A 22,474-nucleotide genomic window follows, 5' to 3' on the forward strand; every position below is an offset into this window, starting at 1 on the left:
TCCGCCGAAACGGAACCCAGTGTGACCAACCGGTGCGATCTGCGGCTGCGCATCAACGGTACGACCCACAGCGTCACGGTCGACGTGCGCTCCAGCCTGCTCGACCTTCTGCGGGAGCATCTACATCTGACCGGTACCAAAAAGGGGTGCGACCACGGCCTGTGCGGAGCCTGCACGGTCTCGGTCGACGGCGAGCGCGTGGTCAGCTGCCTGACACTGGCCGCATCGGTCGACGGATCCGACGTCCTCACCATCGAAGGAATTGCCGACGGCGACGACCTGCACCCACTGCAACAAGCGTTCCTCGACTGCGATGGATTCCAGTGCGGCTACTGCACTCCCGGACAGATTTCGTCGGCCCACGCAATGCTGGCCGAGCACCGACGCGGCGATCTCAGTATGGCGACCTTCGATGGCACCAGGAACGACGTTCTGACCGGCTGCTCGCGGTTGACCAAGGCCGAAATTCGGGAACGCATGGCAGGCAACATCTGCCGTTGCGGTGCGTACGCCAACATCGTCGAGGCCATCGAACGCGCCGCCCAGGGCGGGCCGGCATGAAGACCTTCGACTTTCGACACGCTGAATCCGTTGACGACGCCATCGACGCGGCCACGCTCGGCGCCACGTACTTCGCCGGCGGAACGAACCTCTTCGACCTGATGAAGACCGGCGTCGAGCAACCCTCCGCGTTGATCGATCTTCGCCGACTCGCGATGACATCGATCACCGCCACCGACACCGGCGGGGTGTTCATCGAAGCCGGCGTCACCAACAGCGCGCTGGCCAACCACCCCCTCATCCGCACCTACTACCCGGTCGTGTCGCACGCCATCCTCAGCGGAGCCACCACACAGTTGCGAAACATGGCCACCGCCGGTGGAAATCTGTTGCAGCGCACCCGATGCCCCTACTTCATGCAGCCCGCGTTCTCCGAGTGCAACAAGCGCAAACCAGGGAGCGGTTGCGCCGCAATCAACGGATTTCACCGGGAGCACGCCATTTTCGGCGCCAGCGAGCACTGCGTGGCGATCCACCCGTCTGACCTGGCAGTGGCCCTGGCCATGCTCGACGCGGTCGTGCACGTGCAGAACTCGACGGGACGACGCCACATCCCGATCGACCAGTTCTTCGCGCTTCCGGGCCAGACGCCCGAGATCGACAACACGCTGCAGGCACACGACCTGATCCTCGGGATCGAACTACCGCCGTCTCGTTTCAACGATCACTGTTGGTACCTGAAGGTGCGTGACCGGCACAGCTATGCATTCGCGCTCGTCTCCGTCGCCGCCGGCCTACACGTCGAGGACGGTGAAATCATCGGCGCCGCCCTCGCCTTGGGCGGCGTAGCGGCCAAGCCCTGGCGGCTGTATGAGGCCGAATCAAGTCTCATCGGGCAACGGCCCGACGCACATTCCTTTCACACCGCCGCGGCCATCGCGATGGCTGATGCCCGACCGCTCACGCAAAACGCCTTCAAGGTCGACCTGGGCCGCCACAGCATCGTTCGAGCCCTGACCTTGGCCGCGGTCGATCGAGGAACCGATAGCAGCGTCTGACGAGACTCCGTCAAACGGACTGGAGTCGGTTCCGCGCTGAGCCTCAGCCGCCGGTGTGGCCGCCACCGGGTGCCGGCACCCATGGCAGGCCAGGGATCGTCGGATACGGGGCGGTCGGACTCCACGGTGCGTGCGTGGTGGTGGGCGCCTGCGTGGTGGTCGGCGGTTGCGTGGTGGTGACGGGCGCTTCGGTGGTCGTCGGCGGCGCTTCCGTGGTCGTCGGCGGGGGCGGTGTCTCGGCGGGCGGCGGGTTTTCCGTCACCGGCGGCGCCTCGGGGGCCGGCTGCTCCACCGTCTGCGTCACGGTGTGCGGGGCCGGCGCCTCGCGGATGACGGTCTGCGGCGCCTGGTCATTGTCCGGTTGGTCGACCGGCGTTGCGGGCGCCTGCTCATCGGGGGCTGCGGTGCTCGACGTCACCGCCTTGGAGGTGGACGCCGGACGGGTGGGCTCGTCACTCCCCATGATGCTCACCAACACCGCGACAACGCCGACCAACACCGCGGCAGCGCCGGCACCCAGGATCACGGGCGGCCGCCGATACCAGGGCCGGGCTGCGATCTCGTCGCGTTCGGTCAGCTCCCGCTCACCGAACTCGAGTTGCGGTCGCGCCGTGGTCCGTCCGCCACCCGCAGCGTCCAAACCGGTATCGAAGTCGGCCCCGTAGTCGTCGCCGTACTCTTCGACCCGGTAGTCATCGACCGGCGCGACGTCGGGCACGTTCTCGGCGTCGGACCAGGCCAACGCCTGTGGCGCGGCGGGGGGTTCGGGCGCCACCAGGGCCGCTGCCTGCGTCGGCGGGGCCGCTGCCATGGAGGCCGGGGCCATGGCAGTCTTCCCGTCCTCCACGGTGCCGCGCACCGCGATGAGACCACCGCCGATGGCCGGGGTCAGCTCCGGCTGGGCCGCCGTGATGACCGGTATGCGGAGATGTTCGGACAGCGTCGTCGTGATCGCCGGGATCCGGGCGCCGCCGCCCGTGGACGCCACCGCGACGAGTTCGCCCGGGCGCAGCCCGGTGCGTTCAATCGCACCCTGCAGGACCGACATGAACTCACGCAGGGGTTGGGCGATCACGTCATCGAGTTCGTTGCGGTTCAGCCGCACGTCGCTGCGATGGCCCGGGAGTTCGGCGACCAGTGCCGTGACGGATTCGGTGGACAGGCGCTCCTTGGCCCTTCGGCATTCGGCGCGCAGGCGGCCCAGGGATCCGATGGCCGATGTGCTGGCCAGGTCGATCGTTCCGGCCGCAGACAGGTCGTTCACCACGTGGGTGAGCAGTCCCTGGTCGATCAGGTCGCCGGACAGGTCGGGGTGCCGGATCGTCGGTGCGATCGGCTGAAAGCCGCGGTCGGCGTCGGCGAGGGTGATGCTGGTGCCGCTGCCCCCGAAGTCGCACACCGCGATCACACCGCGCGTGGGCACCCCGGGGTTGTCCTGCAGTGCGACCAGCGCCGCCTTCGCGTCGGGCACCAGGACCGGATCTCCGAAGCCGCCGATGGCGGCCAGTTCGGCACGCAGCGCCTCGACCTGGTTGGCCCGCCAATGCGCGGGGTGGGTGACCGCGATCGGATCGGCCGGCGGGCGTCCTCCGGTCAGCGTGCGCAGCAGCGCCGCCAGGGCGTCTGCCAGCGCGGCCTCGCCCCGGTGTGACGAGCCGTCAGGGGCCAGCATCCCGACCGGGTCGCCCACCCGCTCGACGAAGTCGGTGAGAATCAGACCGCGTTCGTTCAGGTTGGGGTTCTCGCTGGGTACCCCCACTTCGGGAGCCCGGTGAGGGAAGAGCGTCAGCACCGGCGACCGCGTCACCGCGGCGCGGCCCACCACTACCGCTGTGAGGTTCGTCGATCCGATCGACAACCCGATCCCGTCAGCCATGTCACCCCGTTTCGAGAAGGACCCTATCCGGTATTCCATCTCGTTTGACGCGGCGGGCGTTACCTAGCGAATGGTGCCGAACCCTGGAATCAGAGGTAGATCCAGTGGCGTCACCCATCCGGGCAAATGTTCATTTACCGCAGGCACGGCATTGAGCGCGCGCAGCCCGGTGGCCAGGCAGCCCGCGGCAGCGGCATCGCGACCGGAGCCGTCGGTAAACCGGAACGCCGTCTCCTGGGAGATGCTCGGGGTGCCCTCGATGTCGACGCGGTAGACGTCGTTGTCGTTTCCGGATGGCCAGTCCGGCGCGGCGTCCAGGCCGATCCGGTTGACATGTTCGAGCTGGATCCGGGTCTCGCCGCGGTACACGCCGTTGATCGTGAACCGCACTGCGGCGACGTTGCCGGCCGGGATGATGCCCTTGGCGGACTTGCGTTCGTCGGGGGTGATCCACTTGTCCCACGTGGTGGTGATCTCGTCGAGTTCGATCCCCGCGGCGTGCGCGATCATCGGAACCGTTGCGCCCCACGCGAAGATGAGGATGTCCGGAGTTTCGAGCAGCGCCCGCTTCTCCGGCGGTCTGCCGATGCCCATCTCGAATTCGTAGTCGCCGGTGTAGTTGGTGTAGTCGAGCAGTTCCGAGGCCCGCACCTGGCGTACCTCCGAACACAGGCCCATCAGGGTCATCGGGAACAGGTCGTTGGCGAAGCCGGGATCGATTCCGGTGGTGAAGCACGACGCCCCGCCTGCCTCGCACGCCTCGGTGATGGGCTCGATCCAGTTGGGCGGGTTGAGATGCATCTTGGGCCACACCCACGGCGTCATCGCGGTGGAGCAGACATCGATACCGGCCCGCAGGAACCGGGTGATGACGTCGATGTTGACGTCGGCGTGGGCCGCGGTGGGACCGTAGTGCACCAGCGCATCTGGCTTCAGCGCGATCAGCGCGTCGATGTCGTCGGTGGCGCTGACGCCGACCGGAGCGCCCAGACCACAGATCTCGCCGACATCGCGGCCCACCTTCTCCGGATTGCTGACACCGACGCCAACCAGCTCGAACAGCGGATGCCGCATGATCTCGGCAATCACCATGCTGCCCACAAAACCGGTGCCCCAGACCACAACTCGTTTCGTCACGGCGTTCACCTTAGGTGTACTACCTACCTCCCCGTGGCGGTTCCGGCCAGCCCGTCGACAGATGTGCGCGCCGTGATACCAGTCACACCGGGCATCGATGTCGCCCGGCCGCATGTCCTTAGTAATCGATCGGTTCGAACAGCTTCGAACTCACGACGAGAGGGACTCCGATGAGCACAAACACACTGGCCGGACGACGCGCACTGGTGACCGGCGGATCCCGTGGAATCGGCGCGGGAATCGTGCGACGGCTCGCCGCCGACGGTGCCGCGGTGGCCTTCACCTACGGGGCCTCAGCCGCCGAGGCCGACAAACTGGTCGGCGAGTTGAGTGCGGACGGCGCGAAGGTCGTCGCGATCCAGGCCGACAGCGCCGATCCGGCGCAGGTGTCCAGTGCCGTCGAGGAGGCGGTGGGTGCGCTCGGCGGATTGGACGTATTGGTCAACAACGCCGGAACCGCGTACATGGCACCGATCGAGGAGTTTCCGCAGGAGCAGTTCGACCGGCTGGTCGCCATCAATATCGGTGGGGTGTACTCGGCCATCCGCAGTGCGGTCAGCCACCTCGGTGAGGGATCGCGGATCATCAACATCGGCAGCATCAACGCCGACCGGGTCCCCACCGGCGGCACCGCGGTGTATGCGATGACCAAGGGTGCGGTGTCCTCGCTGACCCGCGCACTGGCCCGCGATCTCGGACCCCGGGGTATCACCGTGAACAATGTGCAACCCGGTCCGATCGCGACCGATCTGAATCCCGACGAAGGTGAATTCGCCGATGTCGTAAGGCAAACCACCGCGCTGGGCCGCTACGGGCACACCAGCGACATCGCCGCCGTGGTGAGCTTCCTGGCCGGCCCGGAGTCGGGCTACGTCACCGGGGCGAACTGGAACGTCGACGGCGGCTTCACCGCCTAGGCCAGCCGGCCAACGCCAGGTCGGCCACCGCATGTAGCTCGGCCCGGGTTGCCCCGCTCCTGGCCTGTACTGAAATCCCTTGGCAGACTGCGGCAATCCAACGAGCGAGTGACAGTGTGTCCACATCGGACAGCTCGCCCGCTGCCACGGCGTCATCGAATCGACGCGCGAGCTCGTGAACGGCGGCGTCACGAAACTCGGCCAGCCCGGCGGCATTTCCCACCAGCAGGCAGCCATGGGGATCACCAGAGGTGGCGTCTGCGGCACCGTGCACCATGGCCTCGGCGACTTCATGCGCGGTGTGCCGGGTGAGCGCCTCGGCCACATAGCCACCCGGGCCCGCGATGTAGCGCCGCTTGGCCCGTTCGAAGAGCTCTTCCTTGGAGCCGAACTCGGCGTAGATGCCCCGCCGGTTCACGCCCGTCGCGGCGGTCAGATCGCTGATCGACACTCCCTCGAAGCCACGGTCCCAGAACAGCTTCATCGCGATGTCCTCGACCTGATCGGAGTCGAACTCCCGGGGCCGCCCTACCGCCATCACTCACCTTTCGTGTTCCCGGTCACACCGGGAAAACATCCTCTCGACAATTGGCTTGAACTCAGCATACTTTGTAACCGATTGGTTCGTAACAAGCCCGGGAGGACACCGAGATGACGGAAATGAGCGCAGCACCCCTGGCCGGACGGCGGGCCCTGGTAACCGGCGGGTCCCGCGGCATCGGCGCAGACATCGTGCGGCGGCTCGCCGCCGACGGCGCCGCAGTGGCCTTCACCTACGGGGCCTCTGCCAACGAGGCCGACAAACTGGTCGCCGAGGTGAGCGCGACCGGCGCGAAGGTCGTCGCCATCCAGGCCGACGCTGCCGTCCCGACACAGGTAGCCTCCGCGGTCCAACAGACCGTCGAGACACTCGGCGGCCTCGACATCCTCGTCAACAATGCCGGCACCGCCTACCTCGCACCGATCGGCGACTTCCCGCAGGAACAGTTCGACCGGGTCGTCGCCGTCAACATCGGCGGCGTGTACTCCGCCATCCGCAGCGCGGTCGGCCACCTCGGCGAAGGATCTCGAATCATCAACATCGGCAGCATCAACGCCGATCGGGTTCCGGAACCCGGCCTGTCGATCTATGCGATGACCAAGGGCGCGGTGGCGTCGCTGACTCGCGGACTGGCGCGTGAACTCGGACCGCGCGGAATCACGGTCAACAACGTGCAGCCCGGCCCGATCGACACCGACATGAACCCGGCCGAAGGCGAATCCGCAGAGGAGAGAAAGCGGGTCGGCGTCCTCGGGCGCTACGGGACCACCAGCGACGTCGCGGCCATCGTGAGCTTCCTGGCCGGCCCGGAGTCGGGCTACGTCACCGGCGCGAACTGGAACGTCGACGGCGGCTACACCGCCTGATCGCTCACAGGTTGATCGGGTCGGGCCGTTGCGGTTTCCTGGATGTGTCCTTCAGCGTAGACTTGAATTGCATTGCGCGGTATGGCCATCCGGTGTCGGTGCGCCACTGCGAGACCACCAGCCCGACACCGCCGGTGACGCCGAAGCGCGAGCCCGGCAGCAGGTAGCCGCCGTACAGCTGGGCAACCTTGCTGTCCGCCTGGTCCTCGGCGTCCCACGACGATCCGGTGATCGGTGTCTGAACCGGGGTGGTGTACATGTTGGCCACTGGCGAGGACACCACCCGGTAGCCCAACGCATATGAGGACGCCAGGAATCCGCCGAGGACCCATCGACCGGGGGCGGTGCGGCGAAAGGTCAGCTCACCCCAGTGCTCGTCGGGTGGGGTGATCGGGGTGGCCTGGGTTCCCCACTGCCAGCGCCCGTTGACGAACCCCCAGCTGGAGTACTGCGACCGCCGGCCGATCTGGTCGGGCCGCACCCGCATCAGGATGATGCCCTTGTCGCGCTGAAATCCGGTCGCCACCACGTATACCCAACCGTCGTGGGGGTCGAAGTCCCAGGACCAGCATTGCGCGTGACCGTCGTGCAGATCTGCCGGGAACTTCGCCTGCTCGCCCATATGGGTCCAGGACACCCCGCTGTCGTCAGAGCGCCAGATCTCGGTCCAGATGACCGTGCCGAAGCCATGGTTGACGATCGCGTGCAGATACAACGAGTCGCCGACGCGCAGCAGATCCGACGGGATCACGGTGCTGATGCCGCCGCGCCGCCATCCGGATGCCTCGTCGTCATGGAGGTAATCCCACAGTTGCCGCGCATAGGCGGGGTCAGGTCCACCGGCGGTTTCGTAGACGATCTCGTGGTTGGCGTCGCCGGTGCCGATCAGTACCACCGGTGAACGCCAGTCGCCCTGCCCGACGCGGCTGCCGGAGAACGTGTCACCGAACACCGACACCAACTTGCCGTTGGGGGCGATGATCGACGCGCCGAGATCGGTGGCGGTGACCCCGAACCGGTCGGTGCGTCCCGGCCCGGTGATGTCGACGACCTTGCCGTCGATCAACGGGACGGCACCGCTCACATGCACAAGCGCAGGCCCCAGGTCTGACAATTCAGCGGATAGGTGTCGACCGGAATCTGCAGCGGCCGGTCGTACTTCAAGCTGAACGGAAAGGTGTGGATCGCCGGCGCCAACGTGCCGCCACAGGCTTCGTTGTTCGCGACGCTGCGGGTGCCGGTGAGTGCGATGTCGTCGAATTTGTAGGTCTCGTTGGTCGGCGCCCAACTGCCATCCGAGCACTTGATGCCCTCGAGCACCGCAGTTGAATAGACCCACTGTCCGCCCGTCAGCCGGGCATCGCCGCCCTTGGTGCCGCGGGTGGTTTCCACGTGCAGTCGGCACGCCACCGCCAACTCCAGCGGCTCGCGCAGATCACCGACGGTCGGGACACAGGACGGCCAGACCGACCAGGACTCGTGCGCGATGCCCTCCTGCGTGTAGTTGTAGATGCCCTGCATGAGCGGCTCGGCCTGTGCAGGAGCTGCAACCCCCAGGCTGAGTCCGATTCCCAGGGTCGACATCAGGGCGGTCGCGGCCGCCGTGCGCTTGAAGGTCACAATGGGTGAGTATCGCAGTCTTCATCAGCGTCGTCACCGGTATGGGCCCATACGCGTCAATCTGGACCTGCCTGACGGCCCCAGCGGGTGAGCGCACTGGCGGATCGCCCGCGGTGATCCTGGAGAAATCGTGACCACACGACCAGCGGTGAGAACGTTGGCAGCAGTCCTGGCATTCGTGCTGGCCGCCTGTTCGATGGCCTGTTCCACCGGCAGCCGGGTGGACCTCGGCGACGAATCGGCGGGCAATCTCATCGCGGCCATCGCGGGGGAACCCGATCAACTCGACCCGCACCGCACCAGTGCCTACTTCTCGTTCGAGGTGCTGGAGAACGTGTTCGACACGCTGGTCGAACCGGACGAGAACCTGCAGATGCGTCCCGCGCTCGCCCGGTCCTGGGATGTCAGCGACGACCAACTGGTCTGGATCTTTCACCTGCGCGATGGCGTCCGCTGGCACGACGGCACCCCGCTGACCGCCGACGACGTGGTGTATTCGTACCGGCGCATCATCGACGAGCAGCTGACCAACGTCGACAAGTTCAGCGCCGTCAGCGGCGTCACCGCGCTCGATCCCGCGACCGTCCGGATCACGGTCCGCCGGCCCACGCCGAATCTGCTGACCAATCTCGGCGGATTCAAGGGCATGGCGATCGTGCAGCGGGCCAATGTCGAGAGCGGCCAGATCGCAACCCATCCCGTCGGCACCGGTCCGTTCTCGTTCGCCGGACGCCGCAGCGGTGACTCCATCACCCTGAAGGCCAACCCGCACTACTGGGGCGGCCCTCCCCCGATTTCGGGGGTGACGTTCCGGTTCATCTCCGAGCCGACGACGGCCTTGTCGGCGTTGCAGGCCGGCGAGGTCGACTGGACGGATTCGGTACCGCCACAGCGCGTCGCCCAGCTGCGTGATGACGATTCGCTGACACTGGCCGTCACACCGGGCAACGACTACTGGTACCTCGCACTCAACGAGGCCCGCGCGCCGTGGAACGACCCGCGGGTGCGGCAGGCCATCGCATACGGCATCGACCGCGACGCGATCGCCACGGCCACCAGTTATCGCACCGCCGCGACCAATCAACTGGCGATCCCGCAGGGCAGCCCGTGGTTCACCGATTACCACCGCTACCGCTACTCCGTCGAAGAAGCGCGAAAACTCCTCGCCGAAGCCGGTGCCGCGCCGCACGACCTGGACATGCTGGTGACCAGCGAGTACCCCGAGACGGTGACGGCAGCCCAGATCATCGCCGACAACCTTGCGCCCCTTGGCATCACGGTGAACATTCGCACCGTGGACTTCGCCACGTGGCTCGATGAACAGAACACCGGACACTTCGACATGTTGATGATGGGCTGGCTGGGAAACATCGACCCGGACGACTTCTATTACGCCCAGCACCACACGAACGGCACCAGCAACGCCCAGAAGTTCTCCGACCCCGAGGTCGACCGGCTACTGGACGCCGGCCGCACCGAAACCGATGTCTCCAAGCGAAAAGACCTCTACACCAAGGCCGCAACCCGGATCGCCGATGAGGCCAGCTACATCTACCTGTACAACCCGTCGGTGATCCAGGCCTGGGCCAACAACCTGTCGGGGTATCAGGTGCGCCGCGACGGCGCCGTCCGGTTCCGCACTGCCGACCTGGATGGAGGTGAAACCCGGTGAATCTGACAGCTTTCAACAAGGTCCGTGCCAACCACCCGATCGCGGAGTTCCTCGCCCGACGGCTGCTGTACTCGGCGGTGGTGCTCATCGGCGTGCTGATCGTGGTATTCGCCTTGGTCCATCTGGTGCCCGGCGATCCGGTCCGGATCGCGCTCGGCACCCGCTACACCCCGCAGGCCTACGACGCGCTGCGCGAGGCCAGCGGCATGGACCGGCCCATCGTCGAGCAGTTCTTCTCCTATCTCGGCTCCGCGCTGACCGGCGATCTCGGTGTCAGTTTCCGCAACGGTGACCCCGTCACCCTGACCCTGCTCGACCGACTGCCGGCCACGTTGTCCCTCGGCGTGGTCGGGATCCTCATCGCCCTGGTGATCGCGCTGCCCGCCGGGATCTTCTCTGCGCTGAGGGAAGGTCGGTTCAGCGACGGAATCGTGCGGGTCGCCAGCCAATTCGGCGTGTCGGTCCCGGATTTCTGGTTGGGCATCCTGCTGATCGGGCTCTTCGCCTCGACGCTGGGATGGTTGCCCACCTCGGGATACCGCCCACTGCTTGCAGATCCGGGCGGCTGGGTGCGCCACATCATCCTGCCCGGACTGACCGTGGGCCTGGTGGCCGGCGCGATCATGACCCGGTATGTGCGCTCGGCGGTGCTGGAGGTCGCCGCCATGGGGTACGTGCGGACCGCGCGGTCGAAGGGGCTGCCCCCACCGGTCGTAACCTTCCGCCACATCGTGCGCAACGCACTGCTGCCGGTGTTGACCATCACCGGAATCCAGTTGGCCACGATCCTGGGTGGGGTGATCGTGGTCGAAGTCGTGTTCGCCTGGCCGGGCCTGGGTCGGCTGGTCTTCAATTCGGTTGCCGCCCGAGATTATCCGGTGATCCAGGGAGCGGTGCTGTTGATCGCGGTCCTGTTCCTCCTGATCAATCTGCTGGTGGATGTGCTGTATGCGATCGTCGACCCGAGGATCCGGCTGTCATGACCCAAAACCAGGATTCCCGCGTCGCATCGTGGCGACTGTTGCTGTCCAATCCGGTCACGGCGATCAGCGCCGCGGTACTACTCGCTGTGCTGATCGTCGCCGTCGCCGCCTCCTGGATCGCGCCGTACGGGATCAACGACATCGACGTGCCCAGCGCACTGCAGGGCCCCGGCACCGCCCACTGGTTCGGCACCGACGAGCTCGGCCGCGACGTGTTCTCGCGGGTACTGGTCGCGATCGCGGCGTCGCTCCGGGTCGCGGTCGTTTCGGTGATGCTGGCCGCGGTGATCGGCGTGCTGATCGGCGTCCTCGCCGGTTACCGTGGCGGCTGGATCGACACCGTGTTCATGCGCGTCGTCGATGTGATGTTCGCGTTTCCGGTGTTGCTGCTCGCCCTGGCGATCGTGGCGGTTCTCGGACCCGGTATCACCACCACCATGCTGGCCATCGGGATCGTCTACATCCCCATCTTCGCCCGCGTGGCCCGGGCGTCGGCGCTGGGTGTGCGGGTGGAACCCTTCGTCGCCGTGTCGCGGAGTATGGGGACCGGAGACGGCTACATCCTGATTCGGCACATCCTGCCGAATATCGCCGGGCCGTTGATCGTTCAGCTCTCGCTGTCGCTCGCGTTCGCGATCCTGGCCGAGGCCGCACTGTCGTTCCTGGGATTGGGCATCCAGCCACCGCAGCCGTCGCTGGGCCGGATGATCTTCGACGCCCAGGGATTCGTCACCCTCGCCTGGTGGATGGCAGTGTTCCCAGGTACGGCGATCTTCGTGATGGTACTGGCGTTCAACCTGTTCGGCGACGGTCTCAGAGATGTCCTCGACCCCAAGCAACGAACGTCCATCGAGGCGAGAAGGGCGGGGCGACAGTGACTTCACCGACCTCACCAGTGCTGAAAGTCGACGATCTACGGGTCGCGATCGGCCGCCGCGAGATCGTGCGGGGTGTGTCGTTCGACGTGCATCGTGAGCAGACGGTCGGCATCGTCGGCGAATCCGGGTCCGGCAAGTCGATGACGGTGCTGGCCGCCACCGGCCTGTTGGACGCACCGGGGGCAGTCGTCGCCGGGAGCAGCACGCTGGCCGGTGACACGCAATTGGTCGGAGCCTCGGCGCGGGCCCTGCGGGCCGTGCACGGAAGCCGGATCGGATTCGTCTTCCAGGATCCCGGAACGTCGCTGAACCCCCTGCTGACTCTGGAACGTCAGATCACCGAAACCCTTGAGACACATCGTAAGATGACCCGCCGTCAATCCCGTGTCCGCGCAGGCGAGCTGCTCGATGCCGTCGGGCTCCCCCAGGACCGGCTCGATGCCTACCCGCATCAGCTGTCCGGCGGGCAACGTCAGCGGGTGATGATCGCGATCGCCCTGGCCTGTGATCCGGAACTGCTCATCGCTGACGAACCCACGACCGCCCTCGATGTGACCACGCAGGCCCAGATCATCGAACTGGTGGCGGATCTGCAGCGGGATTTCGGGACCGCGGTGGTGTGGATCAGCCACGATCTCGGGGTGATCGGTCAGGTGGCCGATGAGGTGACGGTGCTGCGTGACGGCGAGGCTGTCGAGCAGGCGCCGATCCTCGATGTATTCGATCATCCACAGCACGCCTACACCCGTGAGTTGTTGGCCGCCCGCCCCCTGGTGGACGGCCCCGGACCCGAACCTGCCGCCGACGACACACCGGTTCTGTTGCAGACCAAGGGACTTGAGGTGCACTACGGCGCGGTGCAGGCGGTCAAGGACGTATCGTTCGAGATCCGCCGGGCGACGACGCTGGGGATCGTGGGCGAATCGGGCTCGGGCAAATCGACAGTGGCCGCTGCACTGACCGGGCTGGCCGCACCGTCGGCAGGCACGGCGACGCTGGCCGGCGACGACATTCTGGCCGGCGGGCGCGAGTTGCGCCGACGGGTCAGCCTGGTGTTCCAGGACCCGTTCGCCTCACTCGATCCGCGGGCCCGGGTGAGCTCGGCGATCGGTGAGCCGCTGCGGGTGCACCGGTTGGCGGCAGGGCGGCGGGCCCGCGCCGCACGGGTGGAAGAACTCCTCGAACTCGTCGGACTACCAACAGATTTCGCGTCCCGATATCCGCACGAGCTGTCCGGTGGACAGCGCCAGCGGGTCAGCATCGCCCGAGCGCTGGCCACCGAGCCCGAGGTGCTCATCCTCGACGAGTCCACCGCATCGCTGGATGTGTCGGTGCAGTCACGGGTGCTCGACCTGTTGTCCGAGCTGCAGCGTGAGTTGGGTCTGACCTATCTGTTCATCGCGCACGACCTGGCGGTGGTGCACCGGATGTGCCACGACGTGCTCGTGATGCGGGCCGGCGAGGTGGTCGAGTACGGCCCGGCCGCCGAGTTGTTCAGGGCACCACAGCACTCCTACACCCGGACCCTGCTGGCCGCGGTTCCGCCGGCCAGGCCGCGTGAGAAGGTGTGAGCCATGACAGCTCTGGATGGAAAAGTCGCGCTCGTCACCGGTGCCTCATCGGGACTCGGCGCGGCGGTGGCCCAATTGTTCGCCGCGCGTGGCGCGAAGGTGTTCGGGGTCGCCCGCGACGCCGAACGGATGGCCACGGTGTTCGAGGATGTGCCCGGAGGGGCGTACGCATCGGTGGACATCTCCTCGTCGGAAGCCTGCCGGGACGCGGTGGCTCAGTGCGTCGAGAAGTTCGGCCGTCTCGACGCACTGATCAACGTCGCGGGATTCCACCAGATGCGCCACACGATGTCGGTGACCGACGAGGACTGGGACAAGGATCTCGCGGTGAACCTGAACGGCCCGTTCTTCCTGTGCCGGGCGGCGCTGCCACATCTGCTGGAGGCCGGCGGCAACATCGTCAATGTCGCATCCATCGCGGGCATCGAAGGTGAGGTCTACTCGGCGGGGTATTGCGCCGCCAAGCACGGACTCGTCGGACTCACCCGCGCCCTGGCCATTGAGTTCACCTCGGAGCGCCTCCGCGTCAACGCGGTGTGCCCGGGCGGCATGCTCACTCCCCAGACCACCGAGTTCGCCGCCCCGGAGGACGCGGACTGGAATCTCATCATGAGAATCGCTGCGCCCCGCGGAATGATGGACGTGGCCGATGTCGCCAAGACCATCGCGTTCCTGGCCAGTGACGACGCGGCCGCCGTGCACGGTGCGGTCTACATCGTCGACGCGGGCAAGACAGCCGGATGAGCAGGTAAGACTCCTAACCGCCCGGCACCACGAGGACCGGCCGGTACGTGCGCTGCAGCGTCGCCGCAGCCACGCTGCCCAACAGCACCTTCTTCAGCGCCGATCGCCCGCGCGAGCCGACGACCACGACACCGGCCCGTTGGTCCTCGGCAAACGCCACGAGCGCGTCGGCCGTGGCGCCGGCGCCTGATCCGCGGAACCTGGGCACGCGGTGACCAGGTTGGGCGGCAGCCACGTCGACCGCGCCACCGTCGTCCACCCCGACCGAGACCACCTCGCGGTCGGGGAACAGCGCGCCGGCGACGGCAAGCGCCCGGTCGGATCCCTTTGAGCCGTCGACTCCGACCACGACCGGCCCGTCGGCCACTGCCTCGTATTCGGCCGAGATCATGTTCTGTGACACGACGAGCACCGCGCGGGGGGCGTGGTGTACCACCAGATCCGAGACGCTGCCCAGCTTCGAGTCGCTCGCGCCTGCGCCGCGGGCGCCGACGATCAGCACGTCGGGTTCGAGTTGTTCGGCCACCTGCGCCAGCCCGAGGCCCTCTCCCGCCCAGGTCCGCTTGACCAACGCCTCCGGATTCCAGCCGGCGGCCCGGGCGAGGATCACGCCGGTGTCGACCAGTCGCGCGGCCTCACCTTCGCTTTCACTGTCGACAAGATCGATCAGCTCGTCGACATTGCGTGCCGAGTGCCGCAGCCGGGCCCGCAGTCCCTTGCTGCCGAACGGTGGCGTGCACAGATAGACGACCACCGCATCGGCTGCCGGGAACAGCGCAGCGCCGCTGTTGATCGCCGCGTTGGCCGCCAGCGACCCGTCATACCCGAGCACTACCTTCATGTGGGTCCCCTTGCTCCGTTCGTGCGGTCCGGTTCGTGCCTCCGATCCCAGACTAGAGGGCTGTGGGAGTACCCATCGGGTTTGCACGCCGACCGGGAAGCAGGTAGCCGACTACGCTATCGGCCGTTCTGGTTACGCGCGCAAGCTCAGCTCATGGACGTCACCGTGAACGGCCTGGCCCACCTCAGGGCACCCGTCGCTGTCGCCTCCGACGTCATCCACCGCGACGCCGGGGCCGAACTTCGGGATCAGACCTTCAAGCGCTGGGTGCGCAGTGCGGCCGTGGTCGGCGCCGGTGGCGGCGGGATAGTCGGCGCCTTCCTGGCCTTCGCTGCTCCCATCGTGTTGAGCCCGGCCGACACCCAACGCCTGCTGATGCGCGGCGGCACCGTACTGATCGTGTTCCTGGCCGTCGCGGTCCCGGTGATGATGCGGGTCCGGCGCCACCGGTTCGCCGCAGGCACCGCCTGGCTCAGCGAGGGCCGTGCGCCCACCCCGAAGGAGCAGCGGATGACGCTGGGCGCCTCCGGGGAGGCGGTGCGACTGTCGGCTGCGGTGTGGGGTGTGGGCGCGGTGATCTTCGGGTCGCTGGCGCTCAGTCAGCAGGTGTCCACCGCGGTGTACATCTTCAGTGTGGTGGCGCTGGGCGGTATCTCGACGAGCGCGGTTTGGTATCTGATCGTCGAGCGGGTCATGCGGCCGGTGTCGGCTCGTGCCCTCGACGGCGCCACCCCGGACCGACGGTTCGGACCGACGATCGGGCGCAGGCTGATGATGGCCTGGCTGTTGGCGACCGGCGTTCCGTTGTTCGGTGTGGCGGTCTTGGCGGTGGGCTATCTGGCCGACGTCGGTTTCCGCGCCCAACGCACTTTCGCGGCGATCCTGATCCTGGTGGCGGTGGCGATCGTGGTCGGCCTGTTCGCGATCCTGATCGCCATCCGCTCGGTCACCGAACGGGTCACCGCGCTGCGCCGGGCTCTGGCCCGGGTGCAGGCCGGCGATTTCGGTGCGCGGGTCGAGGTCGACGACGCCAGCGAGATCGGGCGCCTGCAGGCCGGTTTCAACACGATGACGGCGGGCCTGGCCGAACGCGAGCGCATCCGTCATACCTTCGGCACCTACGTGGATCGCGATGTGGCCGAACACATTCTGTGTGCTGCCGGATCGGTGGAAGCCCAGGAGGTGGACGTCACGCTGATGTTCGTCGACGTCCGCGGATTCACCACGCTTGCCGAGCAGTTGCAGCCCACCGAGGTGGTCACGACACTCAATCGGCTGTTCGAGCGAATCGTCCCGATCGTGCACGATCACGGCGGCCATGTGGACAAGTACGCGGGCGACGGCCTGATGGCCGTCTTCGGTGCGCCCCGGCACCAAGACCGGCACGCTGACGACGCCCTGGGTGCGGCGCTGCAGATCGCCGCCGCCGTGCACGACGAGTTCAGCGGCACGCTGTCGGTGGGCGTGGGACTGAACTCCGGGCCGGTGGTAGCCGGAAATGTCGGTGGCGCAGGGCGTTTGGAGTTCTCCGTGATAGGTGATGCGGTGAACATCGCCTCCCGGGTGGAGACCGCGACCCGCCAGACCGGCGACACCGTGCTGCTCACGGGTGCCACATTGAGCCAACTCACCAGGGACCAAGGGCGTTTCGAGGCTCGTCCCGGGTTGGCTCTCAAGGGCAAGACCAACCCGGTGGCCGTGTACGCCCCGGCGTGTCAGCGCTCGCCGTACTCCAGTGGCGGTTCTGACGAATCAACGTGGCCGTAGCTGCTGATGGTGAGTCCGTCGGGCCCGACCTCGTAGCGGGCACCATCAGCGGGATTGGTGGCCACGAATCCGTTTCCGGAGCGCTCGGCCGTGGGGATCTGAAGATTGGCGCCGTCGCTGAGCCGCTCACCGCGGTAGGAGAAGGAATCGGGGCCGCTCTGGCAGATGACCGCCAGCGACGACGCGGTTCGGATCACGGCGGCCGGGGTGGTCCCCTCGACGCAGCGCGCGGTGTGATCGATGAAGCCCTGGTCGTCGGTGCCGCTGACGTTGGCGGTCGCCGAGCCGGCCGTGGTGGTCGTCGTCGGCGCCTCGGACGTGGCGTTCGGTGGGGTCGGTGCGGTCAGCGTCTCGTGCGTGGAGGAGCTGTCGCCGCCACTCGCCAACACTACGGCCAGCACCGCGGCGATCCCGAGCAACCCCACGGACGCCACGATCAAGCTCAGCTGGGTCCGGCTGAACCGCGGCTTGCGGGCCGGAGCCTGCGGCGCTTGAGGTGCGGGCGGCGCCGGCGGGTACGGCGTGAAGCCGGTGTGATCCGGGTTCGGGTAGATCGACGAGAACTCTCGGGTGCCCGGCGGATGCGACTGTGTCGGTGCCGGAGGGGACGGCGTCGGTGACGGCAGCGGTGGTGGCGCGGGAGCAGGAGCGGGCGGTACCGGTGGTGGTGGCGGAGGTGCCGCCGAGGCACCGGATGTGGTGGCAACGCGGGCGGCTTTGGCCAGTTCGCCGGCACTGGGATAGCGGTCGACCGCGTCCTTGGCCATGCCTTTGGCGACGACCTCGTCGAATGCCCGCGGGATGCCGCGACGCATGATGCTGGGCCGGGGGGCCGGGGAGAACATGTGGGCGCTCATCAGCTGGCGCAGATCACCGGCCTCGTACGGCGGCCTGCCGATCATCATCTCGTAGAGCAGGCAGGTCAGCGCATAGACGTCGGCGGCCGGTCCGACGGGGCCGCCGGAGAATCTCTCGGGCGCCATGTAGGCGCTCGATCCGATCAGCACGCCCGTCATGGTGACGCTGGCCTCACCCCCGACGTGGGCGATGCCGAAATCCACCAGATAGGCGAAGTCGTCGGGGGTGAGCAGTACGTTCTCCGGCTTGATGTCGCGGTGCACCAGGCCGTCGGCGTGCGCGGCGTCCAGCGCGGCGGCCACCTGCGTGACGATGGCAGTGGCCCGTTCCGGGGTGAGCGGGCCGCCCGACCGCAGCAGTTCCTTGACGCTGGCGCCCTCGACCAGGCGCATGTCGATGTACAGGACGCCGTCGATCTCGCCGAAATCGTGTACGGGGATGACGTGGGGTTCCTGTAGCCGGGCCGCCACGCGGGACTCACGCCGAAACCGCTCCTGAAAGCTCGCGTCGGCGGCGATCTCGGTGCGTAGCAGCTTGACCGCCACCGTGCGTTCCTTGACCGTGTCGTAGGCGCGGTACACCTCGCCCATTCCACCGACACCGATCAGCGATTTCAGCTCATACGGTCCGAACCGGGTGCCGAGGCGCGAGGCACCAGGGGGCGGCGTCATTGCACGATCCTTTCAGCCCTCCCCGACTGTCAGCGGTCCGCCGACCGTGTCGCACCGGCGCGGCGCATCGGGGTCCGGTGACGAGGATATACGTGCGCCGTCAGCCGAACGACGAGTGCGGCGCTCCCATACCAGGGTCGATCTTCACAGGTCCCGAAGCCGACGGGGCTACCGGGAAATCGAAGATGGCTGTCGGGATGTACACCGTCGCACAGGCATTCGGGATGTCGACGACGCCGGACAGCCGTCCCTCGATGGGCGCGGCGCCCAGCAGCAGGTACGCCTGCTCGGGGCTGTAACCGAATTTCGTCAGATATTCGATCGCGTGCAGGCAGGCCCGCTGGTAGGACAGGTGCGAGTCCAGGTAGCGCTGCTCACCGTCGAGGGTGACCGAGGTCCCGGAGAACGCGATCCATTCGGAGTACTGCGGATCGGTGTTGCCCGGCATGAATATGGCGTTCTCGCTCACCCCGTAGGTCTCCATGCCGCCGGGGATCACGTCGACGCGCAGGTCGATGAAGCCGCCCATCTCGATGGCACCGCAGAAGGTGATCTCACCGTCGCCCTGCGAGAAATGCAGGTCACCCACGGACAGGTTCGCTCCGTCGACGTACACCGGATAGAACACCCGGCTGCCCTTGGTGAGGATCTTGATGTCCTGGTTGCCGCCGTTCTCGCGCGGCGGCGCGGTGCGGGCAGCCTCGGCGGCGGCCTTGGTGAACGCGTCTCCGGTCAGCCCGCCCAGAATCGCGTCGCGCGGCTCCGGTGGCAGGGCCAGCGGCGGCACCCGGTCGGGGTCCGTCGCGATCAGTGCGGCCTCGCGCGTGTTCCACTTCCCGAGCAGCCCGGTCGAGGGCGCGGTGCCCATCAACCCGGGATGCACGATGCCGGTGAACTCCACGTGCGGCACATGGCGTGAGGTGGCCTTCTGGCCGGAGAAGTCCCAGATCGCCTTGTAGGCGTCCGGGAACTGATCGGTCAGGAACCCGCCACCGTTGAGCTTGGGGAAGATGCCCGTGTAGCCCCAGCCCTGGCCGGCCAGCGGCCCGGAGTCCTCCTGCGGGATCGGACCGACGTCGAGGATGTCGACGATCAGCAGGTCGCCGGGCTTGGCGCCCTCGACCGCGATCGGGCCGGACAGCACATGCACTGTGGTCAGCGGGGCGTTGAGGATGTCGTCGGCCGAATCGTCGTTGACGATCGCGCCGTCGAACCACTCGCGACAGTGGACCCGGAAAGAGTCGCCCTGTTTGACCGTCACCGCGGCCGGGATGTCGGGGTGCCACCGGTTGTGGCCCAGCTTCTCCTGATCGGTGAACTTCTTGGTCGAGTCGAGCGGGAATACGACTTCAGGCATTGATCCTCCTTCGAAGACTTCAGGGACGGGGCAACTTCTGGTGAAGCGGGTTGGTGGTGATCTTCTGTCGCCGTGCGGACGGGCCCGATGCCGGCCGTCCGGTCACCACCGCGGGACTGTCCGCCGACGCGCGTGTCGAGTCCTGAAGCGCCATGGCGGTCGAGCCGCCGTGGCCGAGGTTCGGTGCCGCGATGGTTCGGCGCGCCGGCCCCCGGCAATCGGGGCAGTCGATGACGTCGGGACGCGCGCTCATCGAATACATCTTTTTCGTCACGCCGCAACCGGACGCGCAGCGAAATTCGTAGAGAACCAACAGGTTTCCTTTATGTTGCCGGGAGCTGCTCTGTCGACAACGGTCACACTACCGACGAACCCCGCTGTTGGCGCGCCACTTCGGCAATAGAGCCCCAAAGTTTGGACCTTTTAACGCTGGCGGGGATCTTGCCCGGCTTCCGGTGTTGCACTGAGGCGGGAGAGACCGGCTGCGGTAGCTTCCACGCAGACGCGTCTGGAATCCAGCCGGCAGGTCCGTCGGCACCTCAGGAGGGACCCCGGTGAATGAGGTCAAACCGTTCTCGCCGTCGATCGACTGGAGCGCCGAACCCCTGCACTCGCTGTGGTGGCTGGCCCAGGCCTGGACCATCACCGCGATCTGCACTCTGGCGGTCCTGACCCTGCTCGCCCGGTTCACCACCTGGGGGCGGCAGTTCTGGGCCGTCACCGGTTCCTACTTCACCGGACGCCACAGCATCAAGCCCTGGCTGATCCTGGCCGCGATGTTGCTGTCGGTCATCATCGGCGTGCGCCTGTCGGTGTTGTTCAGCTATCAGGGCAACGACCTGTTCACCTCGGCCCAAGTCGCCGTCGAAGGTTTGGCCACCGGCAACGACCAGGTCAGGGACTCCGGGATCCGCGGCTTCTGGATCGCGCTGGCGACGTTCATGGGGCTGGCCGCGATCCTGGTCACCCGGGTTCTGATCGACCTCTTCATGACGCAGCGCTTCATGCTGGCCTGGCGTGCGTGGCTGACCGACCGGCTCACCGGTGACTGGCTCGACGGCCGCGCCTACTACCGGTCCCGGTTCATCGACCAGACCATCGACAACCCGGATCAGCGCATCCAGTCCGACATCGACGTATTCACCGCGTTGTCCGGTCCGCAACCCAACACCCCGCACCAGACCAGCAACGGCACACTGCCGTTCGGCGCCATCTCGTCGATCGTCTCGGTCATCTCGTTCACCTCGATCCTGTGGAACCTCTCCGGTGACCTCTCGTTGTTCGGGATCGAGATACCGCGGGCGATGTTCTGGTCGGTGTTCGTCTACGTCGCGTTCGCCACGGTGGTCGCCTTCGCCCTCGGTCGCCCGCTGATCCGGCTGTCGTTCAACAACGAGAAGTTCAATGCCGCATTCCGTTACGCGCTGGTGCGCCTGCGCGACGCGGCCGAATCGGTGGCGCTGTACCGCGGGGAGAGGGCCGAGCGGTCACAACTGCGCGAACGCTTCGCCGCCGTCGTCACCAACTACAAGCACTTCGTCAACCGGACCATGGCCTTCACCGGATGGAACCTGTCGATGAACCACATCATCATTCCGCTGCCGTGGATGCTGCAGGCTCCGCGACTGTTCACCGGCCAGATCCAGCTCGGCACGGTCAACCAGTCGGTGGCCGCATTCGGCGCCATCCAGGACGCGTTGTCGTTCTTCCGCAATTCCTATGACACCTTCGCCGGTTACCGCGCGTCGATCATCCGCCTGCACGGGTTGGTCACCGCCGACAAGCAGAGCCGCGAGCTGCCCAAGCTGGACGTCGCGGGGCTCGCCGCGAACACCGACAGCCTGGTCGAACTGGACGACGTCGAGGTGCGCAACCCGGCGGGCGAGCAGTTGATCGACGAACTGAACCTGTCGCTGGCCGCCGGCGAGGCCCTGATCATCACCGGCAAGTCCGGCACCGGCAAGACGACGCTGCTGCGCAGCATCGCCCAGCTGTGGCCGTACGCCTCCGGGGCGGTGCGGTGTCCGCAGGGCGACAACGAGACGCTGTATCTGTCGCAGGTGCCCTACATCCCGCTGGGTGATCTGCGGACCGTGGTGTCCTATCCGCAGCAGCCCTGGGCGCTGCCCGATACCGCGCTGCGCGATGCCCTACTCGCGGTCGCGCTGCCGCGCTACGTCGACCGGCTCGACGAGGACGCCGACTGGGCCAAGGTGCTCTCCCCCGGCGAACAGCAACGGGTCGCGTTCGCCCGGGTGCTGCTGACCAAACCCAAGGTGGCGTTCCTCGACGAGGCAACCTCGGCGCTCGACGAGCCGCTGGAGTTCATGATCTACAGCCTGGTCCGCCGCGAACTACCCGACACCGTGCTGGTCAGCGTCACCCACCGCTCCACGGTCCACCGCCACCACAACACCCACCTGGAACTGCTCGGCGAGGGAAAGTGGCGGCTGGGCCCAGTCGACGAGACCGAACCGGTCGGCGTGTAGCGCCTGGTGACGAAAGCTGGCCGCCTGTCGCCGTAGCGCGTCTGGTAAGACGGTGGGAACGACACCGCGTAGTAAGGTAAGCCTTCACACAATGCCCGACCGCTGCATCGTGTCCTCCCCACCGACC

The 22,474-nt window shown here is 67.1% G+C and carries 21 protein-coding genes; 12 read left to right on the forward strand and 9 right to left on the reverse strand.

All coding sequences use genetic code 11. The annotated features are described in order from the left end of the window. Nucleotides 1-21: 21 nt before the first annotated feature. Nucleotides 22-561: a (2Fe-2S)-binding protein gene (locus A5779_RS00995; protein ID WP_102133849.1), complete on the forward strand. Its 540-nt coding sequence runs from the start codon at nt 22-24 to the stop codon at nt 559-561. Then, nucleotides 558-1,559, forward strand: coding sequence for an FAD binding domain-containing protein (locus A5779_RS01000; protein ID WP_054602651.1), 1,002 nt, complete (start codon nt 558-560; stop codon nt 1,557-1,559). Before A5779_RS00995 ends, A5779_RS01000 begins: the two co-directional genes overlap by 4 nt. A 43-nt stretch (nt 1,560-1,602) precedes the next feature. Here the strand turns inward: A5779_RS01000 and A5779_RS01005 are convergent, their stop codons facing one another. Beyond that, nucleotides 1,603-3,435, reverse strand: a complete 1,833-nt coding sequence (locus A5779_RS01005; RefSeq protein ID WP_064878062.1) for an Hsp70 family protein — start codon at nt 3,433-3,435, stop codon at nt 1,603-1,605. A gap of 63 nt (nt 3,436-3,498) precedes the next feature. After that, nucleotides 3,499-4,581 (reverse strand): NAD(P)H-dependent amine dehydrogenase family protein, encoded by a 1,083-nt coding sequence (locus tag A5779_RS01010; protein WP_269085833.1) that lies wholly within the window; start codon nt 4,579-4,581, stop codon nt 3,499-3,501. Nucleotides 4,582-4,742: 161 nt separating this feature from the next. On the opposite strand from A5779_RS01010, the gene A5779_RS01015 reads away from it, so the two are divergent. Beyond that, nucleotides 4,743-5,489, forward strand: coding sequence for an SDR family oxidoreductase (locus tag A5779_RS01015; protein ID WP_064878064.1), 747 nt, complete (start codon nt 4,743-4,745; stop codon nt 5,487-5,489). Here the strand turns inward: A5779_RS01015 and A5779_RS01020 are convergent. Further along, nucleotides 5,479-6,027 (reverse strand): TetR/AcrR family transcriptional regulator, encoded by a 549-nt coding sequence (locus A5779_RS01020; protein ID WP_064878066.1) that lies wholly within the window; start codon nt 6,025-6,027, stop codon nt 5,479-5,481. The two genes, A5779_RS01015 and A5779_RS01020, sit on opposite strands and share 11 nt — an antisense overlap. A gap of 122 nt (nt 6,028-6,149) precedes the next feature. On the opposite strand from A5779_RS01020, the gene A5779_RS01025 reads away from it, so the two are divergent. After that, on the forward strand, nt 6,150-6,896 hold the full coding sequence (locus A5779_RS01025; RefSeq protein ID WP_064878104.1) for an SDR family NAD(P)-dependent oxidoreductase: 747 nt from the start codon (nt 6,150-6,152) through the stop codon (nt 6,894-6,896). A 4-nt stretch (nt 6,897-6,900) separates the two neighbouring features. Here the strand turns inward: A5779_RS01025 and A5779_RS01030 are convergent, their stop codons facing one another. Together A5779_RS01030 and A5779_RS01035 are read right to left on the reverse strand one after the other, a co-directional pair. After that, on the reverse strand, nt 6,901-7,980 hold the full coding sequence (locus A5779_RS01030) for a glycoside hydrolase family 183 protein (protein WP_064878068.1): 1,080 nt from the start codon (nt 7,978-7,980) through the stop codon (nt 6,901-6,903). After that, nucleotides 7,977-8,516 (reverse strand): hypothetical protein, encoded by a 540-nt coding sequence (locus A5779_RS01035; protein WP_082941463.1) that lies wholly within the window; start codon nt 8,514-8,516, stop codon nt 7,977-7,979. Before A5779_RS01035 ends, A5779_RS01030 begins: the two co-directional genes overlap by 4 nt. Nucleotides 8,517-8,521: 5 nt before the next feature. Between A5779_RS01035 and A5779_RS34755 the strand changes: the two genes are divergently transcribed. From A5779_RS34755 to A5779_RS01060, 6 genes are all read left to right on the forward strand, one after another. After that, entirely contained in the window at nt 8,522-8,650 is a 129-nt protein-coding gene (locus A5779_RS34755; RefSeq protein ID WP_264010623.1) for a hypothetical protein, read from the forward strand. Between the two features lie 62 nt (nt 8,651-8,712). Next, a complete protein-coding gene (locus A5779_RS01040) occupies nt 8,713-10,188 on the forward strand; it encodes an ABC transporter substrate-binding protein (protein WP_064878109.1) in 1,476 nt (491 codons plus the stop codon). After that, nucleotides 10,185-11,171, forward strand: coding sequence for an ABC transporter permease (locus A5779_RS01045; RefSeq protein WP_236734608.1), 987 nt, complete (start codon nt 10,185-10,187; stop codon nt 11,169-11,171). Before A5779_RS01040 ends, A5779_RS01045 begins: the two co-directional genes overlap by 4 nt. Then, nucleotides 11,168-12,049 carry an ABC transporter permease gene (locus tag A5779_RS01050; RefSeq protein WP_064878070.1) on the forward strand — a complete coding sequence of 294 codons (882 nt, stop codon included), beginning with the start codon at nt 11,168-11,170 and terminating at the stop codon, nt 12,047-12,049. Before A5779_RS01045 ends, A5779_RS01050 begins: the two co-directional genes overlap by 4 nt. Then, nucleotides 12,046-13,620, forward strand: coding sequence for a dipeptide ABC transporter ATP-binding protein (locus A5779_RS01055; protein ID WP_064878072.1), 1,575 nt, complete (start codon nt 12,046-12,048; stop codon nt 13,618-13,620). The genes A5779_RS01050 and A5779_RS01055 overlap by 4 nt, the downstream gene beginning before the upstream one ends. A 3-nt stretch (nt 13,621-13,623) precedes the next feature. Continuing rightward, nucleotides 13,624-14,364 (forward strand): SDR family NAD(P)-dependent oxidoreductase, encoded by a 741-nt coding sequence (locus A5779_RS01060; RefSeq protein WP_064878074.1) that lies wholly within the window; start codon nt 13,624-13,626, stop codon nt 14,362-14,364. A gap of 13 nt (nt 14,365-14,377) precedes the next feature. On the opposite strand, the gene A5779_RS01065 is transcribed toward A5779_RS01060, so the two are convergent. Continuing rightward, the gene (locus tag A5779_RS01065) at nt 14,378-15,205 is read right to left on the reverse strand and encodes a universal stress protein (RefSeq protein WP_064878076.1); all 828 of its coding nucleotides are present in this window, start codon (nt 15,203-15,205) and stop codon (nt 14,378-14,380) included. A 153-nt stretch (nt 15,206-15,358) separates the two neighbouring features. Between A5779_RS01065 and A5779_RS01070 the strand changes: the two genes are divergently transcribed. Then, on the forward strand, nt 15,359-16,972 hold the full coding sequence (locus A5779_RS01070) for an adenylate/guanylate cyclase domain-containing protein (protein WP_236734609.1): 1,614 nt from the start codon (nt 15,359-15,361) through the stop codon (nt 16,970-16,972). On the opposite strand, the gene A5779_RS01075 is transcribed toward A5779_RS01070, so the two are convergent. The 3 genes from A5779_RS01075 to A5779_RS01085 all read right to left on the reverse strand — a co-directional run bounded on the left by A5779_RS01075 (nt 16,921) and on the right by A5779_RS01085 (nt 20,111). Continuing rightward, the gene (locus A5779_RS01075) at nt 16,921-18,501 is read right to left on the reverse strand and encodes a serine/threonine-protein kinase (RefSeq protein WP_064878077.1); all 1,581 of its coding nucleotides are present in this window, start codon (nt 18,499-18,501) and stop codon (nt 16,921-16,923) included. The two genes, A5779_RS01070 and A5779_RS01075, sit on opposite strands and share 52 nt — an antisense overlap. Nucleotides 18,502-18,601: 100 nt before the next feature. Continuing rightward, complete coding sequence (fmdA, locus tag A5779_RS01080) at nt 18,602-19,858, reverse strand: formamidase (RefSeq protein WP_064878079.1); 1,257 nt, start codon at nt 19,856-19,858, stop codon at nt 18,602-18,604. A gap of 19 nt (nt 19,859-19,877) precedes the next feature. Beyond that, nucleotides 19,878-20,111 (reverse strand): hypothetical protein, encoded by a 234-nt coding sequence (locus tag A5779_RS01085; protein ID WP_064878115.1) that lies wholly within the window; start codon nt 20,109-20,111, stop codon nt 19,878-19,880. Nucleotides 20,112-20,412: 301 nt separating this feature from the next. Between A5779_RS01085 and A5779_RS01090 the strand changes: the two genes are divergently transcribed. After that, nucleotides 20,413-22,347 (forward strand): ABC transporter ATP-binding protein/permease, encoded by a 1,935-nt coding sequence (locus A5779_RS01090; RefSeq protein ID WP_064878081.1) that lies wholly within the window; start codon nt 20,413-20,415, stop codon nt 22,345-22,347. The last annotated feature ends 127 nt before the right edge of the window (nt 22,348-22,474 follow it).

This window comes from Mycolicibacterium peregrinum, assembly GCF_001665625.1.
GTDB classification, from domain to species: Bacteria; Actinomycetota; Actinomycetes; order Mycobacteriales; family Mycobacteriaceae; genus Mycobacterium; species Mycobacterium peregrinum_B.